We start from the raw sequence: 24,394 nt of genomic DNA on the forward strand, positions 1-24,394 counted from the left end.
CCCAGCTCGTAGTAGGCCCACCAGGAGCCCAAGGCGATACCGATGGTGAGGAAGACCCAAGCCGCAGTGGTCCATGGCCGCGACCAGCGCGCCCAGGCCGAGTCCAGCTTGCCGCCGATGAGTGCGGCGATCGCGAAGGCGAAGGCGACCGAGAAGCCGACATAGCCCATGTAGAGCATCGGCGGGTGGATCGCCAGGCCGAAGTCCTGCAGCAGCGGGTTCAGGTCGCGACCCTCGAGCGGTGCCGGGAAGAGCCGGTCGAAGGGGTTCGAGGTCAAGAGCATGAACAGCAGGAAGCCAATCGCCACCATGCCGAGGACCGAGATGACGCGAGCCACCATCGCCAACGGCAGATTCTTGCTGAAGGCCGCGACCGCAGCACCCCATCCGGCCGCCATCAAGGCCCACAGGAGCAACGACCCTTCATGGCCGCCCCAGATTGCCGAGACCTTGTAGAGGAGCGGCATCAGTGTGTTGGAGTGACCCGCGACATATTCAACCGAGAAGTCGTCGGTCAAAAAGGCATGCAGGAGCGCGACGAAGGCAATGGCAACGAAGGTCAACTGGCCGCGGGCGAGGGGGCGAGCCATCTCCATCCAGCGGCGGTTGCCGAGAAAGCTGCCGAGCAGCGGGACCGATGCCTGCGCGATCGTGATGACGAGTGCGAGAACAAGCGCGAAGTGACCGAGCTCCGGGACCATTAGTTGGAGGCTCCGCCGGTGCCGGCAGTGCCGACCGACTCGATGACCCCGTTCACGTGGGCCGTCTGAAGGGTGGACGCGACCTCGGGCGGCATGTATTCCTCGTCATGCTTGGCGAGGACCTCTTCGGCGTAAAAGACGCCGTCTGCACCGAGTCGACCCTTGGTCACCACCCCTTGGCCCTCGCTGAAGAGGTCGGGCAGGATCCCGGTGTAGGCGACCTTCACCGTCTCGGCGTTGTCGGTCACGTCGAATTTGACCGTCAAGCCGTCCTCCTGACGTGCCACCGTTCCCGGTGTCACCAAGCCCCCGAGACGGAAGACGTGCTCGGCCGGGGCCTCGCTCGCCATGACCTGGGACGGGCTGAAGAAGTACGAGATATTGCTGTTGAGTGCACTCAAGGCCAAGGCCGAGGCCGCGCCGACACCGACGATGGCGAGGCCGACGAACACCAAACGTTTCTGTCTTGCTTTCATTGATTCACTCCAGAGTCGCGCATCCGGATCAATCGACCAAGACGGGCCAAAATGGTTCGCCGTTGAGCGCGCAATTGAAGAATTTCCGCCACGAGCAGCACCAGCACCATGCCGTAGGCGCCCCACACGAAAAAGGCGTAACCGCCTTGAGAAAAGAACTCGCTCATGCTCGATGACCCTTGAGGTGAAGCTCCTGCACCCAGGTGTTGTCGGCCTCGCGGGTCAGGATGATGCTGCGCAGCCGCATCAGGGTGGACGCGAAGGAATACATCCAGAACCCGAAGGTCACCACCAACATCGAAAAAAGGATGTTGCCCTCGATCTGCGTCAGGTTGGAGCGCTGATGCAGTGCCGCGCATTGGTTCGGATCCGGGCAGTTCACGGACCAGAAGATGAGCGGGACCATCACCAGTCCGACGATCGCCAGGAGGGCCGCAGCCCGGTCGGCACGACGCGTGTCGTCGATCGCCGAGTGCAGTGCGATGTAGCCGATGTACATGAAGAAAAGAATCAGCTCCGTGGTGAGGCGTGGATCCCAATCCCAATAGGTGCCCCAGCTGGGACGCCCCCAAAAGGCCCCGGTCCAGAGCGCCAGGAAGGTGAAGATGGCCCCGGTCGGTGCGATCGCGTTGGCCATCATGAAGGAGAGCCGCGTGTTGAACACCAGCCCGATCGCCGCCCAGCCCACCATCACGACATAGAGCCACATCGACATCCAAGCGGCCGGGACGTGGATGAAGATGATGCGGTAGTACTCTTTCTGCGCATTGCTCCCGCCGAGCTGATCGGGCGTCTGGAAGAATCCCCAGTAGAGGCCGACCAAGAGACACACCCCGGTCAGGATCCAAAACACCGGGATCAGTCGTCCCGCAAGCGGGTAGAAGGAGGCCGGAGCGGCAAATCTAAACCAGTTCGAAGCCATGGGTGAAGGGGCCATCCCTCGGATTATTCGATTGAAATCTTAAGCGCAGCCGACGATGCCAGCGGCGCGAACGTCAGGGCAGCGACCAGAAAAGCCCCGAGCAAGGCAAGATAGGGTCGCGTGTCGGCCATATCGATGCCGCTTGCCGTGACCGCCCCGGCCCCGTAGACCAGCACCGGGATATAAAGCGGCAGGATCAACAGCGACAAGAGAATGCCGCCGCCGCGCAGCCCCAGGGTCAGAGCCGCGCCGATCGCCCCGATCAGACTCAGCACCGGTGTGCCGAGCAGCAGGGCAACCATCATGATCAGGATCGCATCATCGGAGAGATGGTACTGCATGCCGACCAGCGGAGCGATGAGCACCAGCGGCAACCCGGTCAGCAACCAGTGGGCCGTGATCTTGGCCAACACCAGGATCGACAAGGGCTGTGCGGTCAAGACCATCTGCTCGAGCGTACCGTCCTCGTAGTCAGCCGCGAACAGGCGCTCGAGCGCCAACATCGAGGCCAGCAAGGCCGCCACCCAGACCACCCCCGGACCGAGGATCTGCAGGATCTGTCGCTCGGTGCCTACGCCCAACGGAAACAGACTCACCACGATGATGAAGAAAAAAAGTGTGGTCAAGACGTCCGTGCGTCGCCGCAGGGCCAGCGTCAGATCACGCAGCAGAACACACCAGAAGACACGCAGCACGGCCGGTCAGCTCCCGAGGTGAAGGCGTTCGACCTGGCCGGAGGTCAGACCGACCTCCTGGTGAGTCGTGAGAACGACGATGCCCCCGTGCGCCACATGCTCGGCGATGAGGGTCTCGAGCAGATCCACCGCACCGACGTCCAATGCGGTAAAGGGCTCGTCGAGGACCCAAAGCAGGGCAGTGCTCAGGATCAGGCGTGCCAAGGCCACGCGCTTTTTCTGACCCTGCGAGAGCATGCGCGTGGGCAGATCCTCGAAGCCGACCAGGCCGATCCGCGCCAGCGCCGCCCAGATCGCGGACTCCTCCATGCGATCCCCGTCCAAGGTCGCGGCGACACGGAGATTCTCGATACCCGTCAGGTCGGCCTTGATGCCGTTCAGATGGCCGAAGTAGAGCAGATCGCGCCGATAGTCCTCGCCGAGACGACGTGTCGACTCGCCGTTCCAGCGGATCTCGCCCGAGTCCGGCGTGAACAACCCGCACAGCGAGCGCAGGAGCGTCGTCTTGCCGCTGCCGTTTGCGCCCCGCACGTGCAGGAGCGTGCCCCCGGCAACGGCGAAATCCAGGCCGGAGAACAGCATGCGGTCGCCGCGCCGGCATTCGAGCTGTGTCACCTCTAAACCGCGTCCTGGAGTGAAATGCGTCATTGTCATGTTGTGTCGGGCTCGCGGCCAAGGCCGGCGGGCAACGATATACGCTGGGTCGGCATTCCACAACCGCCCGGGCCCTGATCCGTTGTAGCCGGATTCTTGTAGACCCCGTTCAGGTGATGGGGTGTGCAGAGGATCCCGCCTGTTCCACCCGTGCCGGCTGCCCTGGACATCTCGATCGCCGTCTCGACGGTGTGCGCAACGTCGTCGAGGCCCGGGAGGCTATGGCAATGGGCGTCGATCACGGCGGGTTGCAGTCGCATGGATTCCTTGGGCCGGTGCTAGAGTCGACGGGATTCGACGAGATGCCGGATCGCATCGGGGCTCGCATTTGGCGTCTCGCCGTCGTGTCGCCGGTAGAGCCCGAGCATCTCCTCGGCGAGCTGCTCCCAATGGGTGCGACCTTGCTCCGCCGCGTGCATGAACGCCTCGGTCGCAGCGCTCTCGAGCCAGGTCTCGTAGGCATCGCGCAGCGCCGGGAAGAGATGCTGACGCATGCCCGTGAGTGTGCCGATATAACAGTGCAGCGAGGCCGGCTCGCCCGTCTCCGCCAGCGCCGGCAGTGTGACGAGACAATCGGCGAGGTGATCGCGCACCGCGCGTGCCATCAGCTCGGCTGGCGTGTTGGCGAGCGTCATCAGCATGGCGTTCCAGTCTTCGCCGAGCCGCTGTCCGGCCGCGTACTCGCCTTGTTCGTGCAGCAGCAGGGTCTTGATCTCGCGCTCGGTCATGGCGTCGAGTGACGCCTCGAGTGCGCCCTCGAAGTCGTAGCAGGCGAAGGCGCGCCCGAGCGCGTTGTCCGGGCGATGCCAGCGCCAGCCTTCGAGCTTCTCCCACAGGTAGCGTCGCAGAGACTCGCGCCGCACGAAGATGGTTCGACCCAGGGTCATGGCCGGCGGCGCGCTCAGGTCACGGGCATACTCACGGGCGACCACGAAGACCGAATAACCTTCGCTCGAGCGGCGTTGCTCGAGTGCGCCGAGCACGAAGTGCGGCTTGGCCCGGTTGCCGAGCCCGCCGCTGTAGACCAGACCGAGCGGGGTGAGTTGGCTGTTGATGGCCTCCGCGTCGAAGGGGTCGTAGCGCTGGCCGTCGATCTCGATGGGCCGCATCTCCGCCTCTTCGAGCTCCTCCCAAAGCTGCTCGCGCGCTTGGAGCCACGCTCCGACTTGCTCGCGTTCCAAGGACGCACCATAAGGGAGGTGCTTTTCCCAGCGAAAATACTCCCGCATCTTCATCAGATAGATGCAGAGCGAGTCATCGGCGCCGTGGCGTGCATCCGAGACGTGACAGTTGTACTGCACGGCCTCGGCGAGCACGCTGATTGCAGGATTCGGCATCTGTACACCTCGAGCCGGAAGGGTCTTTTTTCTGAGTAGAATAATCGGGCATCAAGCTATCAGCTTCGTACCGCGCTGCCAATCTCGGGGCGGCGTCGGTCCAAACAAGTCGCGAAACAGGAGTCGGACGTGGCATTACGTATCAAGAGTCATTGGTGGAACGACGATCAGGAGCGCTCGCTCCCGGAGATTGCGAGCGCACTGGCCTTCATCGCCTGGCGCATCGCCGTGGACAAGGCGATCAATCTGCACTGCGAGCGCTTCGTCTACGAGAGCGATCGTCAGCGCTTGGACGTGATCGAGGAGTACCTGGTCTTCCTGATCCAGATCGCGGATCGCATGTCGCACGGCATCTTGAAGGACGAGGACCGCCGCACCCTGATCACCGCCTTCGCGAAAAAGGTCTTCGAGCATGTGCAGGACAATACGCAGGATTTGCTCGGTCCGGGCGACTACGGCGGGCCCTTCATCGCCCGGCTCAACGCCCGCTCGGGCGAGTATGCCGACTACCAATTCGACGACGAGGGTCCGAGCTACGCCTTCCTGCGCCATCTCGGCTTCGAGATCCAATCCCTGATGGGTCCGAGCGAGGAGAATCGCTGGGTCATCGATCAGGTGATGGACAAGGACGGATGGGATGCCTACAAGCGCTTCTCCAAGGCATTCCGCGATCTGTTCGAGTGAGTTCGACGCCGCCGGTTCGGCGCAAGGTTGACTGTCGGGTGACGCTGCGCTGATCCGATCTACCCCGACCTGCGCGGGGCCGGGGTACGATCGGATGGGGTCGCGCGGCGTTCCAATTGGGTGACCAGGATGCCGCACAGGATCAGACCGAGTGCGTAGAGATGATTTCGCTCGGGCTCCTCGCCGAGGAAGAGCATCCCGACGCCCACGGCCCAGAGCGGAATCAGGTAGTTGAGCTGGGAGACGAACGACGGACCGGCCGATTTCACGAGTTTGAAATAGACGATGGTCGCGATCGCGGTCGCAAAGACGCCGAGCAGCACGACTGCGACCAGGTGCGGTGTCTCCGGGGCGACCTGTAACGCGACATCCCCGGCGACATCCCCGGTCAGAAAGAGGATCGGCATCATCATCAGCGACGCCAGCGAGATGGTGGAGGCCGCGCTGAAGAGCGCATCGCTCGAAGGGCGAAGCCGCGCCAGGATCGAGGAGACGGCGTAGCTGATCGCCCCGCCCAGTACCGCCAGCATCGGCAGCAGGTGCCCTTGGCCGTTGGCGAGGTCCGCGAAGGCGTCCGGGCCGACCAGCACCACGACGCCGGTAAATCCCAGCACAAAACCAGCCACACGATAGCGTGTCAGATGCTCGCCGGGTACGAGGAAGTGGGCGAGCCCCAGGGTCGCCAACGGCATCACGGCCATCAGGATGCCGGCCAGACCGCTGTCGATGAAGGTCTGGCCCCAGGCAATCAGGGAAAAAGGCAGGACATTGCCGAACACGGCGATCAGGACATAGAAGACCCAGAGCCGCGCCCCGGCGACCGGCCGGGCCGCGAGCATCCAGGCCGCGGGGACGAGCAGCACCGCGGCCACGACCAAACGTCCCGTGACCACCAGATCGGACGGCAGACCGCCGACGGCGATCTTGGTCAGGAGGAAGGATGTGCCCCACATCAGGGTCAGCGACAGCAGCATGACCCAATCGGCGAGGCGATGCCGCCGGGTCAGTTGCATGGGGATGACTGCAAGGGTTCGGTTTGGGTCGGCGCGGATGGCGTCCGGGTGTCTGTCTCAAGCATGTCCGTAATCTCGATCACGATCGACCGGCCGGGTCTAGGGTCACTGACGGGAGCATCCTCCAACCGATGCCGGCAACGGTCCCATATTACATCTCCGATCTCCGATCTCCGACTCAAGCGCGCGGGTGCGCTCCGGTTTGACCTCGGCCGCATCGGGTCCGGACAATAGAGCGAATCTTCCATGAGTCGACTCAGCCGCCATGACCTTCGCCGTTGAACGTACCGTGCCCCCGTTGCCCACGATCCGCGAGGTGAAAGCCGGGAGCTTCATCTTCGAGCGGCCATTGGCGCTCCCGCCCGCTTTCTGCGACGCCGTGATCGAGCGTTTCGAGGCCCAGCCCGAATACCAGTATGCCGGGCGGGTCGGGCAGCTTCGCACGGAGGATCCGGGTGTCAAGCGCACCACGGATCTGGTCGTGAGCAACAAGCCGGACTGGAAGGATGCCGATCGGATGTTCTTCGGCTCGCTCGCCGCCGCGGTCAAGGAGTTTCGCGAGACCTATCCCTATTTCAAAGGGCCTTTCAAGGATGAAGGCTACCAAGTGCAGCGCTACCGACCCGGCGAGTATTACCATTGGCATGTCGACGGCGGCAGTCACGAGCTGAGTCAACGCCAGTTGGTGGCGCTGTGGTACCTGAACGACGTGCCGGGTCCGGGCGGAGAGACCGAGTTTCTCTATCAGGGTGTCGCCGTGCGCCCCGAGCGCGGCAAGCTCGTCCTCTTCCCGCCCTTCTGGACACATGAGCACCGCGCGGCGGTCATCCGGGCCGGCGTCAAATACATCGCCACGACCTGGGTGGTCTTCGCCTGATGAGCGACCCTGCCCCGACCCTGCTGGCTATCGTCGAGCTCGGCGGCTACCCCAACCTGACGCCGCTGTATCGCGGCCTGGGATTCGAGGTCGAGGTGGTCGCTTCGCAGCGCAAGGCGCAGGCGGTGCTCAAGCGTCATATCCCGGACGTCATCGTCGCCGAATACAACTTCCAGTCCGATTTTAGGGATCGCACCAGCAACCTTGAAACCCTGATGGCACGTCTACAGCGTCATCCCGAGGTCAAGGTGATCTGCTTCTACCAGAGCGAATACCGACACAAGCTCGACGCCATGACCGCACGCTTTCCGGTCTTCGAGGCGATTGCCTTTCCGATCGAGCCCGCGCGGGTCGAGGCGGCCTTGCGCCGCGCCGTCTCGTAGAACGCAAGAACCGCAAGGGCGCAACGAAAAGCGGTTGATCGGGTCGGGCTGAGCGACGCGTCATCCGACATGGGCCATCGCGGGCAGCTGCCGCCACGTCGGGTTGCGGCGCGCCCAACCCGACTACGGCTTGCTTGTGTCGAGATTGCCGGGTTCGCGCGATCAGAAATCGTGCAGGACCGCGCTGCACGCTTGCGGCATGCGTGGCTCGGGCTTTGCTGCACTGCCGCCGCCCTTCGAGGGTTTGAGGGCCTCGTCGCTCAGCCACCAGGCGAGGTCCGCGCCGCAGCCGTCGTCGCCGGTCAGCGCGGCTTGCGATTCGCAATCCGGGTTTCCGGCCGGACAGCGCAGCCGCACATGAAAGTGTGCATCGTGACCCCACCAAGGGCGGATCTTGCGGAGCCAATCCCGATCCGCGCTGCCGCTGTTTCGGCAAAGGGCCTGTTTGATCGCCGCGTTGACGAAGATCCGATCCACATTCGGATGGCGTGCGGCCGTCTCGATCAGGTTGCTCTGGGCCGGCCCCCAGGCTGCACTCACCGTGCGTCCGCCGGCTTGGACCATACTCTGTGGATCGGAGTGATCGTCCATCAGGCGCCGGGCCGCGGCGGGCGAGTCCGCCAGCGTGAACCAGATGTCGACATCCAATCCGTTCTGATGGCTGCGATGAGACGACGGCATGCGCCCGCCGCGCGGCTGGCTGAGATCGCCGATCATGACGAGACGCTCGCCGCGCGACTGCTGCGCGCGGCCCATGTCTTCGACGAAGCGCAGCAGATCCGGGTGACCATAGTAGCGGTTGCGATAGCGACGGATACTCACGTAACCGGGTCCGGTCTCCGGCAGGGCGTCGGCACCGCCGATACAGCCGTTGGACACGCCGCCGATCACCTCGGGAGGCCCGCTGCTCGGCGCGGCGACCGCGGCCCAAGGCGTGGCCTGGACGTTCTGTGTTGCGAAAAAGAGCAGGGCGCCGACGATGCAGAAGGCGAGGGCGGGTCCGACCGCGTGGACCTGAGTGATCCGGGCCATGGATTCTCCTGAATGACTTCCAGCAAACGAGACTGCCGCGCATGATACGCGGATCGCTCCTAAACCGCGCTCAGCGCCGTATACGATGTCTTTGGACCGGATCGGCCCCGGCAGACTTGACGACCGTTGGAGTCGGCGCGGTTTAGGACCGAGAGCCGCTGCGCGACGACCTCGTTCGACCTGCGGCGCGCGCCGTCACCGATTCTCAGAGAACGAGGTTCAGTCGCATGTCCGAATTCACCAACGTCAGCGTCGTCAAGAAGGCCAACTGCTACTTCGGCGGCGGCGTGACCAGCCGCACCATCCGCTTTCCCGACAGCAGCAAGAAGACGCTCGGCATCATGCAGCCGGGCGACTACGAGTTCACGACCCACAACAAGGAGATCATGGAAATCCTCGCCGGGGATCTCGATGTCCTGCTGCCCGATGCTGCGGATTGGGTGCAGGTTCAGGGCGGGGAGTCGTTCGAGGTTCCGGCTCGGGCGACATTCAGCCTTCGCGTGCGGACGCTGACCGACTATTGCTGTTCCTTCGTCAGCTGATCGGGCCGTGCCTGGCGGATCAGGGGTTTTCGGTCAAACCGCGTCCAGAGCGAGATGATCACTTTCGAGTGAGTTCGGCGTTTGGTGCATCCACGGCCCTTACCGTGGATGCGGTTTAAAATCATATATTTTTTAATCTCTTAAACCGCGCAGTCTCCAGCGGTCGTCAAATCCGCCGGGGCCGAACCCATCCAAAAACATCGCATGCCGCGTGGGGCGCGGTTTAAAAGGACCAGACGAGCGGAACGATCAGGACCGTCACCAATCCCACGATCAAGGTCAAGGGAACACCGATCCGCACGAAGTCCCCGAAGCGGTAGCCGCCGACATTAAACACCATCAGGTTGGTCTGATACCCGATGGGGGTGGCGAAGCTGGCGGATGCAGCGACCATCAGGGTCAAGATAAAGGGCTCGGGCGACACCCCCATGGCTTGAGCCGCCTGTACGGCGATCGGGAACACCAGCACAGCCGCGACGTTGTTGGTCGCAAGCGAGGTGAGGAGTGCGGTCGCCGTAAAGACCAGGGCGAGCGTCACCCCGGGGTCCCCGTCCGCCAGCCCGATCAAACCGCCGGCCACCAGCGAGGCCGCGCCCGTCTTCTCCAAGGCAGCACCGATGCCGAAGGAGGTCGCAATCACCACCAGCACCTGCCAGTCCGGCGAGCGCCGCGCGGTGCGGCTGTCGGTGCATCGGGTGAGGATCATGAGCCCCGCGGCCAGCAGGGCGGCCTCCAACATGCTGAGCCATCCCGCGGTGACGACGGCGACCATCCCGATCACGATGGCGATGGCGACCGGCGCGTGCCTGTGCTTGAGTGGATGCGAGTCCCCGATCTGACTCACCAGCAGGAAGTCGCGCGAGTTCTTCTGCTGCTCCACGAAGTCCGGCCGTGTCTCCAGCAGGAGGGTGTCGCCCGGCGCCAGCACGATATCGCCGATCTTGCGGTCGACCCGCTCGCCGTTGCGCGCCAGCGCGATGATCACGGCATCGTAGCGATTGCGGAACCGCCCGGCGCGCACGCTCTTGCCGACCAAGGGCGATTTGTCCGACAGCACCGCCTCGACGAAACAGCGCCCGGGGCGCGGCACGTCGAGCTTGAAGACCTGGTTGGTCGCCGGGATCAGGCCGCGGGTGCGCTGCAGGTCCATCACCGAATCCAGGATCCCGGCAAAGACCAGCCGGTCGTTCGCCTGCAGCACCTCCTGCGAGGACACTGCCGCTATCACCTGCTCGCCGCGCTCGATCTCGATCAGAAAGAGCCCGGGGAGCTGGCGCAGACCGGCATCCTCGATGCTCTTGCCGATCAGCGGGCTGCCCGGCTCGACCAGCATCTCGGACGTATACTGTCGAACATCCTCGTAGCTGGCAGCCGCGGAGGTCCGTTTCGGAAGCAGCCAGTGTCCCGCCGTGAGCATGAAGACCAATGTCGCGATCGTGATGGGCAGGCCGATCCAGATCGGCTCGAAGAGGCCGAGCCCCTCGCCGCCGAGGCGCTCCGTATAGAGCCCGTTGACCACCAGGTTGGTGCTGGTCCCGATCAGGGTACAGGTGCCGCCGACGATGCTGGCGAAGGAGAGCGGGATGAGCAGGCGCGAGAGCTCCAGGCCCTGTCGCTTGGCCCAATCTTGCACGGCCGGGATAAAGATGGCCACGACCGGCGTGTTGTTCAGGAATGCGCTCAGACCGGCGGCGGGCAACATCAGGCGCAGACGCGCATCCGTCGGACCGCGCGGATGTCCGAGCAGGCCCGGGCCGATCCAACCGACGGCACCGGTCTGGGTGAGGCCCGTGACGACCACGTAAAGCACGCCGACGGTCAGCATGCCCGGATTGGAGAAACCGCTCAGGGCCTCCGTCGGGGTCAGGATGCCGAACAGGAGCAGCAGGGTGAGTGCACCGGCAGTGACGACATCCGGTGCCGCTCGGCTGAAGGCGAAGAGCCCGAAGCAGAGCACCACGATGCCGAGGCTGAACCAGCCCTGCCAGCCGAGTTGAAGGAAGGCGCTCGTCTCCACGTTAAATCGAGGCACCGAGCCGTCGGGCAATGGAGCGGATCTGCTCCCGCCTCGGGTAGTCAGCACCCTCGTCCGATTCCAGATAGAGAAGCCCTCTGGAATGAGGAAAACAGGCCGCGATCACCTTGCGCGTGCCGTCCGGGCAGCGCAGGGCCAACGGCGCAGTGACGCTGAAGATGTCGGCCATCGTTTGACTCGTGGAATCCGGTCGGACGGGCCGGAAATCCCGTTTAGTGATCGCGACCGCGTTGCAGCGCCTCGTAGCGGGCCTTGAAGGCCTCTTGGCGCAGCCGCGAGGCGTCCTCTTCGGTCGGTGCGAGCGGCGAGTCCTGCCAGGCCCCGGTCGCGTGATCGAAGACCGAGAACCGCCAGCCGCGTCCGACCTTGAAGACCTTGGTCACGTCCTTGCCGGCTTGCTCCATCGCCTCGAGCTTGCCGAGTTTATCGAGAGCGCCGGGATTCGTTGCAGAGCGCGGCGTCTCTTCGGCCGGTCGATGCTCGGTCAGGTTGAATCGGTTGTTTTGGATCTCGCCCTGCACGTCGAGCTCGACGGACTCGACCCCCGGCAGACGCGCCAGGATATAGCCGGCCATCATCACCCCGAGCTTTTGGTTCTCGGACTCGAGCGCGGTGAGCAGCTTGTCGGCGACGATCTGGCAACGCTGCAGCCGATCCGGCCTTTCGACCCACTCCCGGCTCATCTGCCAGCCGGCGTCCATATCCCGGTCCAGCCTCTCGAAAAAAGGTTGCGCTTGGCCGATTAGGGCATCCGGGACGTTGAGCTCGTAGATCCGATCGTCGATGATGGCTTTCAGAAGCATCGGTTGCCTCGCACGTCGTTGGTGATGGTCTCGGATAGTACTATACCGAGCGGGCTCGACCGCGCTGAGGTCCGATGCCGAGACGCGGTTTCAGTTCATCGATCCTTTTTTTGCGGCCGCGGCGACTGCAACGCGCGTCGTGTCGCCCTCGGAGCACAGTATGTTGTTGACCATCCCGGCGCTTCTCAACAGCGCACAGATCGCCAAGATTCACGAGACCCTCGCGGATGCAGCCTTCGTCGACGGCAAACTGACCGCCGGATTTGCCGCGGGTCGGGTCAAGCACAACGAAGAGCTTCGCCCGGAACCCGATCGCATGCAGCGTCTGATCCGCATCATCATGGCGAGTCTCGGCCATCACGAGACCTTTCGGTTCGGTGTCCTGCCGTATCGGGTGGCAGACCCCATCGTTGCCCGTTACACCCCGGGCATGGCCTACGGGGAGCATGTCGACGATCCGATCATGGGGACGACCGGTCCGCGTTTCCGCTCGGATGTCTCCATGACGATCTTTCTCGACGATCCGGCGTCCTACGATGGCGGCGAGCTGTCCATCCGCACCCCCTTCGGGGAGCAGACGATCAAGCTGGCCGCGGGCGACGCCGTCGTCTATCCCTCCTCGAGTCTGCACCGCGTGATGGAGGTTACGCGCGGGGAGCGTCTGGTCGCCCTGACCTGGATCCAGAGCTACGTGCGCGATCCCGCACGCCGAGAGCTGCTCTACGAGTTGAATCTCGCCCGCGAGCGATTGCTCAAGACGGCACCCGAAGAGGACATCACCGCCTACGTCGATCGCTCCTACGCCAACCTCGTGCGCATGTGGAGCGATCTCTAGCCCGGATCCGGCCCCGACGGACCGCGCCGGGCGCGATTTGAACGGGCCGAGAAGGCTGTCTTCAAGAGCAAAGGGGATCAAGCATGCAACAGTGCGGCGACGGGGATCGCATCTTTTTGGACCGAGCAATCGAGGCGTTCATCCGCATCGCGATCCTCGCGATCCTGTTCGCCTGGTGTTTCGATATCGTGCGACCCTTCATCGTGCCCTTTGCCTGGGCGATCATTATCGCCATCGGACTCTATCCGGGGTACGAGCGACTGACGCAGCTTCTGCACGGGCGTCGCATCCTCGCAGCCGTCATCATGTCCTGGCTCTGCTTTGCGTTTCTGCTGATCCCCGCGCTGCTGCTCAGTGCCTCGCTCGTAGGGGAGGTGCACACCGTCATCGCTGCCTTCAGGCACGAATCGCTGAAGATTCCGCCCTTGCCCGATGCCCTCGTACATCTGCCGATGATCGGTGACGACATCGCGCGTGTCTGGTCCGAGGGCACATCGAATTTCCGGGCGGTGCTCATGGAGGTCGAACCCGAGCTCAAGGCTGCCCTGCATTGGACGATCGGTGTGGCCGGCGGGGCAGGTGTCGGCCTGCTGCATATCCTGGTCGCCATCCTGATCGCAGGCTTTCTGCTTGCGCAGGCCAAGGCAGGCCAACGCGCGAGCGTGGCCTTTGCGCGGCGGCTGGCGGGGGCACGGGGCGTGGAGTTCGCCAAGCTTTCCGAGGCAACCATTCGCAGCGTGACCCGGGGCATTCTCGGTGTCGCTTTGATCCAGTCGCTCCTCGCCGGTCTCGGTTGGCTGGCGATCGGCGTCCCCGCGGCCGGGCTCTGGGCGCTGCTGGCGCTGGTGATGTGCGTGGTGCAGATCGGCATCCTCCCGATCACGGTGGGTATCCTGGTCTATGTCTTCTTCCAGGTCGGAACCTTGACCTTTCTCGCGTTTCTGGTCTGGAGCCTCTTCGTATACAGTTTGGAGCACATCCTCAAGCCTTTTCTTCTCGGACGCGGTGTGGATGTCCCGATGGCCGTGATCTTCGTCGGTGCAATCGGCGGGTTCCTCAGTGCCGGAATCATCGGACTCTTCGTCGGCTCGGTCGTCTTGGTGCTTGGCTACAAGCTCTTGTTCGCCTGGCTGCACGGCGGCTCCGAGTCTGCGTAGAACGCCGCCGCAGTGCCGTCGACGCAAGATCCCGCACGGCAGGGCTGAGCCGCGCGCTTCGCCCGCGGTACCGCGGCCCACGCGGGCCGAATCTTTTCACAGAGACACGGAGTCTTCTCGATGTCCGATTTGATCCTCCACTTCGAGCGCCGCCCCGGCTGGGGCGCGATCGTCCGCGTCCATGTCTGGGACGCCAAGCCGAGCGGGCCTCGCGGCGACTGGCCCGGTGTGCCGATGGAGACGCTCGACGAGCACTGGTACCGGATCCGTCTGGCCGGAACCTGCTCGGCGCATCTGGTCTTCACCGACGGTGAAGGCCACCAGACGCACGATCACTTCCGCGATGCCGACGGCTGGCTCGACGCCCGAAGCCACTGGCACGATCATCGCCCCGGGCATCGCGTGCGGTCCTTGAAAAGCGCCGAGCCGCCGCAAGCGACGCGCACCGTGCCGAGCTTTACGACCGAGCTGCGGCCGGTTGCCGAGCGGAGCGATTTCCGCGAGGAGAGCATCTATTTTCTGATCACCACGCGCTTCTACGACGGCGATCCGTCGAACAATTTCTTCTGCCGCGATCGCATCCAGTTCGACGAAGCCGGCAATCCGGTCGATCCCCACTGGCGCGGCGACTTCAAGGGTCTGATCCAACGTCTGGATTACATCCGCGACCTCGGCTTCACGGCCATCTGGATCACGCCGCCCGTGGAGAACCGCTCCGGTCTGGACTACCACGGCTATCATCCCTACGACTGGACCCGCATCGATCCGCGTCTGGAGTCATCCGGAGCGACCTATCAGGACCTGATCGACGCCGCCCACGCCAAGGGCATCAAGATCATCCAAGACGTCGTCGTGAACCACTCCTGCCAGTACGGCATCCGGGGGAAGGTGCACATCGACCATCTGCCGATCAAATATTACGTGCCGCAAGGCGCGGAGCAGGGGCAGGTCGATCATGGCCCCTACCAGGGTCATCTCGGCAATTACGCCTGGCCGAATCGCGACGACATCGACAACCCGGTCGCACCCGAATGGTACCGCGAGCGCCACGACAGCGATCCGGAGGGTATCGAGCCGCTGGTCGATCCCAAGACCGGCGAGACGGTGCCCAAGCCCGGCTACGATCCCGGGCGTTTCTTCGGTATCGACCCCAATGATCTGGACCCCGAGTGGTACCACCAGGAGGGCTTCATCTGCGGCGGCGACTGGGAGAGCCCCCATTCGCTCCAGCACAAGCACCTGGCCGGGGACTGCATCGACCTGGCCACCGAGCGCCAAAACGTCAAGGACTATCTGATCGGGTCCATCAATCGGTATCTGGACATGGGTGTGGATGCGCTGCGCATCGACACGGTCAAGCATGTCGAGCGCGACAACCTGCTCGAATACATCAACGCCTGGAAGGCGCACAAACCCGGCCTCTTCGTGTTCGGCGAGAATCTGGTGAAGGGCTACGGCTGGGGCGATCTCGGCGGCGGCGACAACGGTCCCTCGCAGATCCGACCCTGGTGGTACACGCGTATTGGCCATGACCCCCAAGATCCGCAGTCCGGCGGCGACTCGGGCTTCCCGCAGCTGGATTTCGGCCTCTTCTCGACCTTCCGCGACACCGTCAGCAAGGGCACCTATGCCGGCACCGCCCAGATCCTCGGCATGGACTGGATCTACGGCGACGTGACGCAGCTCGTGACCTTTCTGCAGAACCACGACGTCGGTCCGGACAACGACTTCAAATACCGCTTCAAGGGCGAGCAGTGGATGGCCGCCGCGGCCTACAACCTCATCTGGACCGTGCGCGGGATCCCCTGTCTGTATTTCGGCGAAGAAATCGAGTTCATGAAGGGCGCGCCCCAGGATGTCGAAGGCGAGCGCGACACCTTGCATCAGACCGGACGGGCCTATTTCGGCGATCACCTGAGCGAGGCGCGCATCGCCGAGACGCAGAGCAACCCGCTCTATCGCCACATCCAGCGTCTCAACCTGATTCGCCGCGCGATTCCCGCGCTGCAGAAGGCCGGTTTGAGCCATCTCGCCGAATGGGGCAGCGGGATGCGATTCGTGCGCGATCACCCTGAAAGCGGGACCTATGTCGTGGTGGGGCTTGCCATCGGCTCCGATCAGGAGATCGGGATCGACGGGGTCCGGCCCGGGATCTATCGCGACGCGGTGACCGGCCAGGAGCAGGAGTGCCACGGCCGCCTGCTGTTTCACGTCAAGGCCAACTCGGCCGGGATCTATGTCTTGGACGGCCCCGGGAAGATCGGCGAGGACGGGGTTTATCTACGCTGACCTCGGTGTGCGTCGGGCCCGAGGCTGCGCCGATCCAGGCGAAGCGACTGGCCGTCCGGGCGCCGAGCGCCGCGAGCCGATCGTCGGAGATGTGCGAGACCACCTTCCAAGCATGGTCTCGAGAGGTCACCCGAGCCGCACTCGGCCCGGCTGCCGCAGCCGTCCCGCTACTGGAGGCGGTCGCGGACTTCGTTGAGATCGAGCGGCGAGACGAAGACCTCTCCGGGGTCGAGGGCCATGGTGTCGGTGAAGAAAGAGCGCTCCGATCAGGGCACCAGCGCGGGAGGCTCGGCGACCGGCGCAAGCGCGCGTTTCGGGCCGAGCCAGGTCACCAGCTCGGAGTCGCCCGACGGCCATTGGCCCTTCGCCCGATTGTCGGGCGCACTGCCGCTGAAGGTCAGATAGCTGTATTTCCCGTAGTGCGGCAGCTTGCGCGCAAGGCCGGGAAGTGCGGCCGGGTCGCTCGCGGCGAGCCAGCCGAGCGGCTGTCGGTTATGCCACGCGCTGAGCACGGGGCTGACCTGCGCGCCGTCGAGCCTGTCCTCGTCGCCGAGTCGGAGACGGCGTTGCTCGGGCTCCAACACCACACCTTGCGCCAGCTGTGCGAATCGATCGAGCCAGCGGTTCTCCCAGCCCATCAGCCAGACCGCCCGGTCCTCGGGCAGCGCCTTCAGTGTGTCGTCCCACCGGATCTCCCAGCCCGGGTGACCCGTCTTCCATGCCTCGGCGAGGCGACTGTAGCCGTTTTTGAGTGCCTCGGGTGCGCCGGCGGGCAGGACCATGAGCCCGAGCTCGGATCCGAAGAGGTTGCTCAGTGCAACGGGTGTCTCGCCCGGTAGCAGCTCGCGGAAGACGTCGACCCAGGGGTCGACCGCGACCCGCACCGGCGCGGACGGCAGGTGGACCTTGAAGTCCACGCTCGCCCCGTCGAGCTCCACTGCGAGACTGACCGGGTCGCCCGTCTCTTGATGCACGAGCACGGGGACGCGCACGGGGAAGGGCTCGCCGTCTTGGGTCTGCTCGATTCGACCGGTCACGGCGAAGCCCGCACCGTCGGAGGTTGCCGTGACGTCTGCGAGTCGGAGTCGCGGGGCCCCGGTGCGCGTCGTCCAGGTCTCGAAAAAGGCTGCGAGATCGCGCCCGCTCGCGGCTTCGAACGAACGACTCAGATCTTCGAAGCCGGCGACACGGAAACGGTTGTCGGTCCAGACACGCGCAAGCCCGGCCTTGAACGCCTCGTCGCCGAGCTGGCGGCGCAGCATGTGAAAGAGCATGGCGCTCTTGCCGTAGCCGATCGCCTGGGAGGCCGCGCCGTGACGGCCGCGGAACTCGACGAGCGGAAAATCGCTGCTGTCCCGGACATAATCGGCATAGCCTTTGAGCATCTCGCGCCGATAGACCCAGCCCTCGCCGGCGCGCTCGCGCAGCAGGTGATCGGCCAGGTAGGTGGTGAGCCCCTCGGACCAATTGCCGGCTTGGTAGTCGACATAGACGCCGTTGCCCCACCAGTTATGAAGGATCTCGTGAGGGTAGGAGGTGTGGATGATGAAGGGCAGGCGGATGACTTGCGGTCCGAGCAGCGTGAAGGAGGGCATGCCGTAGCCGGTCTCCCAGAAATTCTCGACCAGCGCGAACTTGGCGAACGGATAGTCGCCGATCAACCCGGAATAGAGGTTGATGTAGCTCTCCGTCGCGTCCAAATAGCGCTGTGCCAGGGCGGCGTCGGCCTCGCGCAGATAGACTTGGGCCTCGAATGCGGTGTCTCCGGCCCGAGCGCGGTCGACATAGCGCTCGAAGGGTGCCGCGATCAGATAGATATCGTCCTGCGGATGGGTCTCGCGCCAGGTGGAGCGTCCGCTTGCCGGATCGCCCGGGCCCTCGCCCTGCGAGACCGCGGTCCAGCCGTCCGGAAGCGTGACTGCGAGCGTAAAGGTCTGAAGGCTGTCCGGGATGCGCGGATACCAGCCGCTGTTGCCGTCGAGGAAGACGCCCTCGGGCGCGATGGTGCCGCGCGACCACTCGCGGGCACGGCCCATGCCCTCGGCGATCTGCTCGCGCGCATGGCGGATCGATCCGCCGTAGGCCAGGGTGACGGGACCGGGTCCGGTGATGCGAAGCCGGTAGCCGGTCAGATGATCGAGTCGTTCGGCGGTGTCGAGCCGCGCATTGTTCGACGTGACGTCCGGCTCCATCCCGGCGTGAAGGAGCAGCAGCCATTCCGGTCTGTCGTCCGGAAACGTCAGCGTATCCCGCACCTGCAGGGTGCCCGCATCGGGGTCGACACGGGCCTCGATTGCGTGCTCCACGAGCGCTGCAGCTGCCGCGACCTGTGTCGACCCGAGCAGGATCGACCCGAGAAGTAGGGAAGGGAAGAGCAGGAGGCTTGAAACGAAGGGGTTTCGCATCAGTCTAGGGTCCAGGCGGCTGAGGGATCGGGAGCGCGAGCGAGCTGTCCGCAATGCGCCGGTTACAACTATGCGGGCCAAATCGGCTCATGACCAGAGAGGATTTTTCGTGTCCTATTTTCAATTCTCGGCCTTCGTCGTGACGGCCGTGCTGGTGTCCGGCGCCTGCGCTGGGCCCGAGGCTTCGCCTCCGCATACGGCTTCTGCGCAAGTCGACGCGCCCCTCGGCGCTCCGGTCGGCTCGACGCAAGCGATCGACCCGGGCACCCGCGTGCTGGAGCTTGCCGCGCTGTCGGACATGAGCGACCTGCTCGATCGCATCGCCGATCGGCGTGTCGTCTTCGTCGGCGAGAGCCACGACCGCTACGAGGATCACCTCAATCAGCTGGCCGTGATCGAGGGTCTGCACGCACGCGGCAAATCTCTGGCCATCGGGATGGAGTTCTTCCAGCAGCCCTATCAGACGGCGATCGATGCCTATGTCGCGGGCGAGATCGACGAGGCGGAATTTCTGCGCCGCACTGAATATTTCGACCGCTGGCGGTTCGACTATCGGCTTTATCGTCCCATCCTGCGTTTCGCCCGTGAGCACGGCATCCCGGTCATCGCACTGAATTTGGAGGCCGAGCTGACCCGGCGTGTCGGCGAGGTCGGCATCGCGGGTCTGACCGATGCCGAGCGCGCGCGCATCCCGGCCGAGATCGATCGCAGCGATCCGACCTATCGCGAGCGCATCGAGGCGGTGTTCGCGATGCATCCGAGCGAGCGCAAACAGGACGTCGAGAACTTTCTGGAGGTTCAGCTCCTCTGGGACGAGGGGATGGCCGAGCGTGCGGCGAACTATCTGAAGGCAAACCCGGAGCGCACCCTGGTGGTCCTGGCCGGATCGGGTCATGTCGAATACGGGCAGGGGATCCCCAGTCGGCTGACGCGCCGTGTCGATGTTCCGACGGTGACCATCCTCAACGGCACCCAGCGCAACATGGATCCGGCTGCGGCGGACTTCTTCCTCTATCCGCAGGAGATTGCCCTGCCCGCGTCCGGACTGCTCGGGGTCATGCTCGAATCGGGCGTCGATCGCGGCGGTGCTTTGATCCAAGGATTCGCCGAGTCCAGCGGTGCGAAGGACGCGGGTATCCAGGAAGGGGACCGCATCGTGCAGATCGGCGATCAAGCGGTGAGCGCCTACGCCGATGTGCGCATCGCTCTGCTCGACAAGGGGCCGGGTGAAAAGATGCCGGTCGAGGTCCTGCGCGAGCGCAAGCGCGGCGCCGACGAGCGCCTGAGCTTCCAGGTGGAGCTGCGTTGAGCCGCCCGCCACCCGAGCTGCTCTCGCCTGCAGGCTCGCCGCAGGCGATGCGTTATGCCTTCGCCTTCGGGGCGGACGCCGTCTATGCCGGCCTGCCCAGATACAGCCTGCGCGTGCGCAACAATGCCTTCGACGGGGCGACCCTCGCGAGCGCCATCACCGAGGCGCATGCGAGCGGCAAACGCTTCTATCTCGCCGCCAACATCCTCTCCCACGGCGCGAAGCTCAAGAGCTTCATCGCGGATCTGGAGCCGATCCTCGCGATGGGTCCAGACGCCCTCATCATGGCCGACCCCGGTCTGATCATGCTGGTGCGCGAGCGCTGGCCCGATCAGGCGATCCACCTTTCGGTCCAGGCGAACACCACCAATGCAGCGGCGGTGCGCTTCTGGGCGTCGCAGGGGATCTCGCGGGTCATCCTCTCGCGCGAGCTGTCGTTGGACGAGGTGGCCGACATCCGCGCCGCCTGTCCCGATGTCGAGCTCGAGGTCTTCGTGCACGGTGCACTCTGTATCGCCTACTCGGGGCGCTGTTTGTTGTCCGGTTACTTCAATCATCGCGACGCGAACCAGGGTGCCTGCACCAACGCCTGCCGTTGGGATTATCGGGTGGCGAGTGCGGCGTCGCGCGAGCCGCTGGCGGCGTCCTCGGACCTGTCCATCGACATGATGGGCGCACCGCGCCATCCTGCCGCCGACGAGGTCTATCTGCTCGAAGAGCGCGAGCGTCCGGGCTCCTATCTGCCGATCTTCGAGGACGAGCAGGGAACCTACATCCTCAATTCGCGTGATCTGCGCGCGGTCGAGCATGTCGGACGGCTGGTGTCGATGGGAATCGATTCGTTGAAGATCGAGGGCCGAACCAAGTCGCACTATTATGTCGCGCGCACCGCCCAGGTCTATCGCGTCGCGATCGACGACGCGCTCGCCGGACGTGCATTCCGCGGCGAGCTGCTGACCGATCTGGAAGGGCTCGCCAACCGCGGCTACACCGAAGGCTTCTACCGCCGTCATGCCCCGAGCGAGCTTCAGAACTACGACGACGGTGCCTCGCGCAACCAGCGGCAGATCTTTGTCGGCGAGGTCACCGGAAGTCGTGACGGCTGGGCGGACGTCAGGGTCAAGAATCGTTTCGCGGTGGGCGATGAGCTGGAGCTCTTGACCCCGGCCGGAAATCACAGTTTCCGCTTGGAATCCATGCGCAGAGACGACGATACGGATCTACAGCTCGCCCCGGGCGACGGCTGGGAGGTGCGCATCCCCGTCCCGGCATCGGTTTCCTCGGCCCTCGACGGGCACGCGCTGCTGACCCGAATGCTGTCCGAGCCCCCGGCAACATCGTCCGTGTAGGTCATACGGACCAAAGGACGCACAACGCTGCGCCGGAGACCGGGCTTAAACAGCGCCGGCTCCAGCGGTCGTCAAATCTGCCGGGACCGATCCCATCTCGAGAAATCGCATACCGCGCTGGTCGCGGTTTAGCGGATCCAATCGATGAGGTGCATCAGCGGGTCGGTCTTCGGCCCCGGCTTGATGGCCCGCCCATAGAGACTCTGCCCGGCTTCCAGGACGGAATCCGGGTCACCGGTGATCAGCGGATGCCAACTCGGCAACGGTTTGCCCTCGGCCAACAGGCGGTATGCGCAGGTCTCGGGAAGCCACCGCGAGTACGCCAGCGCCGCAGGTGTCAAGGTGACGCAATCGGGCATGCGCCGCGCTCGGTCGGCGTAATCGCTGCATCTGCAGGTATCGAGATCCAGAAGCGCACAGGCCACGCGAGAATAGATGATGTCCCCGGTCTCCTCTTCCTCGAACTTCTCCAGACAGCATTTCGCGCAGCCGTCGCAGAGCGACTCCCACTGCTCGGGGCTCATGGCCGAGAGCGGGGTGGTTTCCCAGAATCTCGCCACGTCTGCAACAGGGCCTTCATCGAGCTCACTCATGTCCGGAATATCCACAGGTCACTGATTTCGCCTATCTTGACCGATCCGCACGGTCGATGCACCCGCATCGGGCGAGCCCGCGGTTGGATCTCGAGCCGGTGAGTTCGGTCCGGGCTCTTCGCAACGGGGTCCTGATCGGATCGGCGTTCATCGTCGAGGGCTTGACTTTTCTGCGAACCCGAATCAAGCCGCAGAGACGTTATGCACACCGACTCACGTCGCCCAAAGGGACACTCTGAAACCTCGTGCCTGCGCGTTCATTTTCCGGGAAAATCTATAGTCCATTGATTTTATTGTTATCATACGTTTATCGTTGGTCTTTGGCTTTCGAGAAAACAGTGACATGGCGACTACACTCATGTCCTACCGCACAAGTCGCCCACAGACTTATCCACAGGCAGGCGTTGCCCTTTTCCGGCGCAGCGGTGCGGTTTAAGATGAAGTCGACCTCGCGTCGGCCGAAGACCGGATGCCGCGACACCGTCGGAGGGAGACACATCATGCCGCAGACTCTGCTCGAGACCCCCATCGGCCCGATCGCCATCCACTGGAACGGCGAGACCCTGACAGGCGTTGATTTGGACCCGCCGGTCGCGAGCGCCGGGGCGGGCTCGGGCCCTGAAACGATGCCGTCGGCCATCCGGCAACAGCTGACGGCCTATTTCGAGCAGGCGTCGGCCGGTTTCGATCTCCCGGTCGTGCTGGTCGGCACGGAGTTCCAACAACGCGTCTGGGCCGAGCTGCGTCGGATTCCTGCGGGCGAAACCCGCACCTACGGCGAGATCGCACGAGGACTCGGGAGCGCCGCGCGTGCAGTCGGGCAGGCGTGTCGCGCCAACCCCTGTCCGATCGTGGTGCCCTGCCATCGGGTCGTCGCGGTCAACGGGCTCGGCGGTTTCTCGGGCGACACGAGCGGACGTAAGCTTGAGGTCAAGCGCTGGCTGCTCTCCCACGAGGCCCGTAAACCGCGTCCTTGTTCCCGGCAGGCGTCTGAGTCGGACCCGCTGCGGGAGGATCCTCGTGGACTTTTCCCTGACGCGGTTTAAGTGAAAAAGAATAAAGAAGGCAATTCCTTGAATCGCGTCCGCTCGGACGTTCGCGGGTTGCTGCAAAGACAGCCGGCTGTCCCGCTCATCAATCCGGTCAAGTCGCTGATCGCTGCCGTAGCGCGGACAAGCACCGTAGGCTGGACAAGCGCAGTGCAGTCCACCACCACCCCCTGCACAGGACTCGGTGGACTTCGTTCTCGCGTGTCCACCCTACCGGCCCGGTTTGTGAACATCGCTCGACCGGGGACGACGCCCTCGCATGTCGCGGGAGACGTGGTTTAATGCCCCCGGATTCGGGGGTCATCGAGGGTTTCGCCGACGCACTCTGGCTCGAGCGGGGTCTGAGCCCCAATACACTGGCGGCCTATCAGTCGGATCTGCGTGCCTTTGCCGCCTGGGTCGCGCGCGAGCGTGGTCGCTCGCTGATCGAGGCGCAGCGGATTGATCTGCTGGATTATCTGGTCGTTCTCTCGCAGGAGGGCCGCAAGCCGCGCTCGAGCGCGCGTCTTCTATCCTGTCTACGCCAGTTCTATCAATATCTGCTGCGGCGCGGTGTGATCCGCGACGATCCGAGCGCCCGTGTCGAGGCACCGAAGCTCGGTCGTCCGCTACCGAAGAGCTTGAGCGAGCTCGAGGTGGAGGCGCTGTTGGGCGCGCCCGATACCGCCGATGCGCGTGGCCATCGCGATCGCACCATGCTCGAGGTGCTCTACGCCAGCGGTCTGCGGGTGACCGAGCTGGTGACCCTGACGACGGGCCAGGTCGGCTTGACGCAGGGCGTCGTGCGGATCGTCGGCAAGGGCGACAAGGAACGGCTGGTGCCGCTCGGAGAGGAGGCGACATCCTGGCTGCTGGACTATCTGCGCGGACCCCGTGCCGAGCTGCTCGGCGGTCGCGTGACCGACTATCTTTTCCCGACCTCTCGCAGCGAGTGCATGACGCGTCAGGCGTTCTGGCTGCTGATCAAGCGCTATGCGCTCGAGGCAGGTGTCTACAAACCCCTCTCGCCCCACACCCTGCGCCACGCCTTCGCCACCCACCTGCTCAACCACGGCGCGGATCTGCGGGTAGTGCAGATGCTCCTCGGCCACAGCGACCTTTCAACCACGCAGATCTACACCCATGTTGCGCGTGAGCGTTTGAAGCAGCTCCATGCGCGGCATCATCCGCGAGGATGATGTGCGAGCAGTTCGCTTTTGGCGTGTTTTCTCGCACAATGGCCGACTTCGGTGATTTGCGTATGGAGTCAGAAAA

The 24,394-nt window shown here is 64.4% G+C and carries 26 protein-coding genes; 11 read left to right on the forward strand and 15 right to left on the reverse strand.

The window, feature by feature from the left end:
* From ccsA (B4N44_RS06975) to B4N44_RS07010, 8 genes are all read right to left on the reverse strand, one after another.
* On the reverse strand, positions 1–701 hold a 701-nt coding region (ccsA, locus tag B4N44_RS06975), incomplete at its 3' end, for a cytochrome c biogenesis protein CcsA (protein WP_296698471.1).
* Positions 701–1,177, reverse strand: a complete 477-nt coding sequence (gene ccmE / locus B4N44_RS06980) for a cytochrome c maturation protein CcmE (protein WP_296698475.1) — start codon at positions 1,175–1,177, stop codon at positions 701–703. The genes ccmE and ccsA (B4N44_RS06975), both read right to left, overlap by 1 nt.
* Entirely contained in the window at positions 1,174–1,344 is a 171-nt protein-coding gene (ccmD, locus tag B4N44_RS06985) for a heme exporter protein CcmD (RefSeq protein WP_093028827.1), read from the reverse strand. Before ccmD ends, ccmE begins: the two co-directional genes overlap by 4 nt.
* Entirely contained in the window at positions 1,341–2,099 is a 759-nt protein-coding gene (gene ccsA / locus B4N44_RS06990) for a cytochrome c biogenesis protein CcsA (protein ID WP_296698483.1), read from the reverse strand. Before ccsA (B4N44_RS06990) ends, ccmD begins: the two co-directional genes overlap by 4 nt.
* Before the next feature lie 23 nt (positions 2,100–2,122).
* Positions 2,123–2,794, reverse strand: coding sequence for a heme exporter protein CcmB (gene ccmB, locus B4N44_RS06995; RefSeq protein ID WP_296698486.1), 672 nt, complete (start codon positions 2,792–2,794; stop codon positions 2,123–2,125).
* Between the two features lie 6 nt (positions 2,795–2,800).
* Entirely contained in the window at positions 2,801–3,442 is a 642-nt protein-coding gene (gene ccmA / locus B4N44_RS07000; RefSeq protein ID WP_296698788.1) for a cytochrome c biogenesis heme-transporting ATPase CcmA, read from the reverse strand.
* Between the two features lie 2 nt (positions 3,443–3,444).
* Positions 3,445–3,708, reverse strand: a complete 264-nt coding sequence (locus B4N44_RS07005) for a CpsB/CapC family capsule biosynthesis tyrosine phosphatase (RefSeq protein WP_296698489.1) — start codon at positions 3,706–3,708, stop codon at positions 3,445–3,447.
* 18 nt (positions 3,709–3,726) lie between these two features.
* Positions 3,727–4,785 carry an Sfum_1244 family protein gene (locus B4N44_RS07010; protein ID WP_296698491.1) on the reverse strand — a complete coding sequence of 353 codons (1,059 nt, stop codon included), beginning with the start codon at positions 4,783–4,785 and terminating at the stop codon, positions 3,727–3,729.
* A 129-nt stretch (positions 4,786–4,914) separates the two neighbouring features.
* On the opposite strand from B4N44_RS07010, the gene B4N44_RS07015 reads away from it, so the two are divergent.
* Positions 4,915–5,469, forward strand: coding sequence for a hypothetical protein (locus B4N44_RS07015; RefSeq protein WP_296698494.1), 555 nt, complete (start codon positions 4,915–4,917; stop codon positions 5,467–5,469).
* Positions 5,470–5,528: 59 nt separating this feature from the next.
* On the opposite strand, the gene B4N44_RS07020 is transcribed toward B4N44_RS07015, so the two are convergent.
* Positions 5,529–6,482, reverse strand: coding sequence for a DMT family transporter (locus B4N44_RS07020; protein WP_296698499.1), 954 nt, complete (start codon positions 6,480–6,482; stop codon positions 5,529–5,531).
* Between the two features lie 265 nt (positions 6,483–6,747).
* Between B4N44_RS07020 and B4N44_RS07025 the strand changes: the two genes are divergently transcribed.
* Both B4N44_RS07025 and B4N44_RS07030 read left to right on the forward strand, forming a co-directional pair.
* On the forward strand, positions 6,748–7,359 hold the full coding sequence (locus B4N44_RS07025; protein WP_296698502.1) for a 2OG-Fe(II) oxygenase: 612 nt from the start codon (positions 6,748–6,750) through the stop codon (positions 7,357–7,359).
* Positions 7,359–7,742, forward strand: a complete 384-nt coding sequence (locus B4N44_RS07030; protein ID WP_296698504.1) for a hypothetical protein — start codon at positions 7,359–7,361, stop codon at positions 7,740–7,742. The genes B4N44_RS07025 and B4N44_RS07030 overlap by 1 nt, the downstream gene beginning before the upstream one ends.
* A 162-nt stretch (positions 7,743–7,904) precedes the next feature.
* On the opposite strand, the gene mepA is transcribed toward B4N44_RS07030, so the two are convergent.
* The gene (mepA, locus tag B4N44_RS07035) at positions 7,905–8,774 is read right to left on the reverse strand and encodes a penicillin-insensitive murein endopeptidase (protein ID WP_296698508.1); all 870 of its coding nucleotides are present in this window, start codon (positions 8,772–8,774) and stop codon (positions 7,905–7,907) included.
* Between the two features lie 227 nt (positions 8,775–9,001).
* Here mepA and B4N44_RS07040 point away from each other — a divergent pair, with 227 nt between their 5' ends.
* Positions 9,002–9,316 carry a pyrimidine/purine nucleoside phosphorylase gene (locus B4N44_RS07040; RefSeq protein ID WP_296698511.1) on the forward strand — a complete coding sequence of 105 codons (315 nt, stop codon included), beginning with the start codon at positions 9,002–9,004 and terminating at the stop codon, positions 9,314–9,316.
* A 223-nt stretch (positions 9,317–9,539) separates the two neighbouring features.
* On the opposite strand, the gene B4N44_RS07045 is transcribed toward B4N44_RS07040, so the two are convergent.
* The 3 genes from B4N44_RS07045 to B4N44_RS07055 are packed head-to-tail and all read right to left on the reverse strand — an operon-like array spanning position 9,540 to position 12,154.
* Positions 9,540–11,333: an SLC13 family permease gene (locus tag B4N44_RS07045; protein WP_296698514.1), complete on the reverse strand. Its 1,794-nt coding sequence runs from the start codon at positions 11,331–11,333 to the stop codon at positions 9,540–9,542.
* Position 11,334: 1 nt separating this feature from the next.
* Positions 11,335–11,520, reverse strand: coding sequence for a hypothetical protein (locus B4N44_RS07050; protein ID WP_296698517.1), 186 nt, complete (start codon positions 11,518–11,520; stop codon positions 11,335–11,337).
* Positions 11,521–11,563: 43 nt separating this feature from the next.
* A complete protein-coding gene (locus tag B4N44_RS07055) occupies positions 11,564–12,154 on the reverse strand; it encodes a hypothetical protein (RefSeq protein WP_296698519.1) in 591 nt (196 codons plus the stop codon).
* Positions 12,155–12,314: 160 nt separating this feature from the next.
* Between B4N44_RS07055 and B4N44_RS07060 the strand changes: the two genes are divergently transcribed.
* The 3 genes from B4N44_RS07060 to B4N44_RS07070 all read left to right on the forward strand — a co-directional run bounded on the left by B4N44_RS07060 (position 12,315) and on the right by B4N44_RS07070 (position 16,435).
* On the forward strand, positions 12,315–12,989 hold the full coding sequence (locus tag B4N44_RS07060; protein ID WP_296698522.1) for a Fe2+-dependent dioxygenase: 675 nt from the start codon (positions 12,315–12,317) through the stop codon (positions 12,987–12,989).
* Between the two features lie 83 nt (positions 12,990–13,072).
* Entirely contained in the window at positions 13,073–14,146 is a 1,074-nt protein-coding gene (locus tag B4N44_RS07065) for an AI-2E family transporter (RefSeq protein WP_296698524.1), read from the forward strand.
* Positions 14,147–14,266: 120 nt separating this feature from the next.
* Complete coding sequence (locus B4N44_RS07070) at positions 14,267–16,435, forward strand: alpha-amylase family glycosyl hydrolase (RefSeq protein WP_296698527.1); 2,169 nt, start codon at positions 14,267–14,269, stop codon at positions 16,433–16,435.
* Positions 16,436–16,701: 266 nt separating this feature from the next.
* Here B4N44_RS07070 and B4N44_RS07075 read toward each other — a convergent pair whose 3' ends face one another.
* The gene (locus B4N44_RS07075; protein WP_296698530.1) at positions 16,702–18,840 is read right to left on the reverse strand and encodes a M1 family metallopeptidase; all 2,139 of its coding nucleotides are present in this window, start codon (positions 18,838–18,840) and stop codon (positions 16,702–16,704) included.
* Between the two features lie 109 nt (positions 18,841–18,949).
* On the opposite strand from B4N44_RS07075, the gene B4N44_RS07080 reads away from it, so the two are divergent.
* Both B4N44_RS07080 and yegQ read left to right on the forward strand, forming a co-directional pair.
* Positions 18,950–20,149 carry a ChaN family lipoprotein gene (locus B4N44_RS07080; RefSeq protein WP_296698534.1) on the forward strand — a complete coding sequence of 400 codons (1,200 nt, stop codon included), beginning with the start codon at positions 18,950–18,952 and terminating at the stop codon, positions 20,147–20,149.
* A 47-nt stretch (positions 20,150–20,196) separates the two neighbouring features.
* The gene (yegQ, locus tag B4N44_RS07085; protein WP_414718124.1) at positions 20,197–21,498 is read left to right on the forward strand and encodes a tRNA 5-hydroxyuridine modification protein YegQ; all 1,302 of its coding nucleotides are present in this window, start codon (positions 20,197–20,199) and stop codon (positions 21,496–21,498) included.
* A gap of 128 nt (positions 21,499–21,626) precedes the next feature.
* Here yegQ and B4N44_RS07090 read toward each other — a convergent pair whose 3' ends face one another.
* A complete protein-coding gene (locus B4N44_RS07090) occupies positions 21,627–22,091 on the reverse strand; it encodes a YcgN family cysteine cluster protein (RefSeq protein ID WP_296698541.1) in 465 nt (154 codons plus the stop codon).
* Positions 22,092–22,591: 500 nt separating this feature from the next.
* Here B4N44_RS07090 and B4N44_RS07095 point away from each other — a divergent pair, with 500 nt between their 5' ends.
* Together B4N44_RS07095 and xerD are read left to right on the forward strand one after the other, a co-directional pair.
* On the forward strand, positions 22,592–23,137 hold the full coding sequence (locus B4N44_RS07095) for a methylated-DNA--[protein]-cysteine S-methyltransferase (protein WP_296698543.1): 546 nt from the start codon (positions 22,592–22,594) through the stop codon (positions 23,135–23,137).
* A gap of 284 nt (positions 23,138–23,421) precedes the next feature.
* A complete protein-coding gene (gene xerD, locus B4N44_RS07100; RefSeq protein ID WP_296698546.1) occupies positions 23,422–24,318 on the forward strand; it encodes a site-specific tyrosine recombinase XerD in 897 nt (298 codons plus the stop codon).
* Positions 24,319–24,394: the final 76 nt, after the last annotated feature.

Source organism: Thiocapsa sp. UBA6158, from assembly GCF_002423035.1.
Taxonomy (GTDB): domain Bacteria; phylum Pseudomonadota; class Gammaproteobacteria; order Chromatiales; family Chromatiaceae; genus Thiocapsa.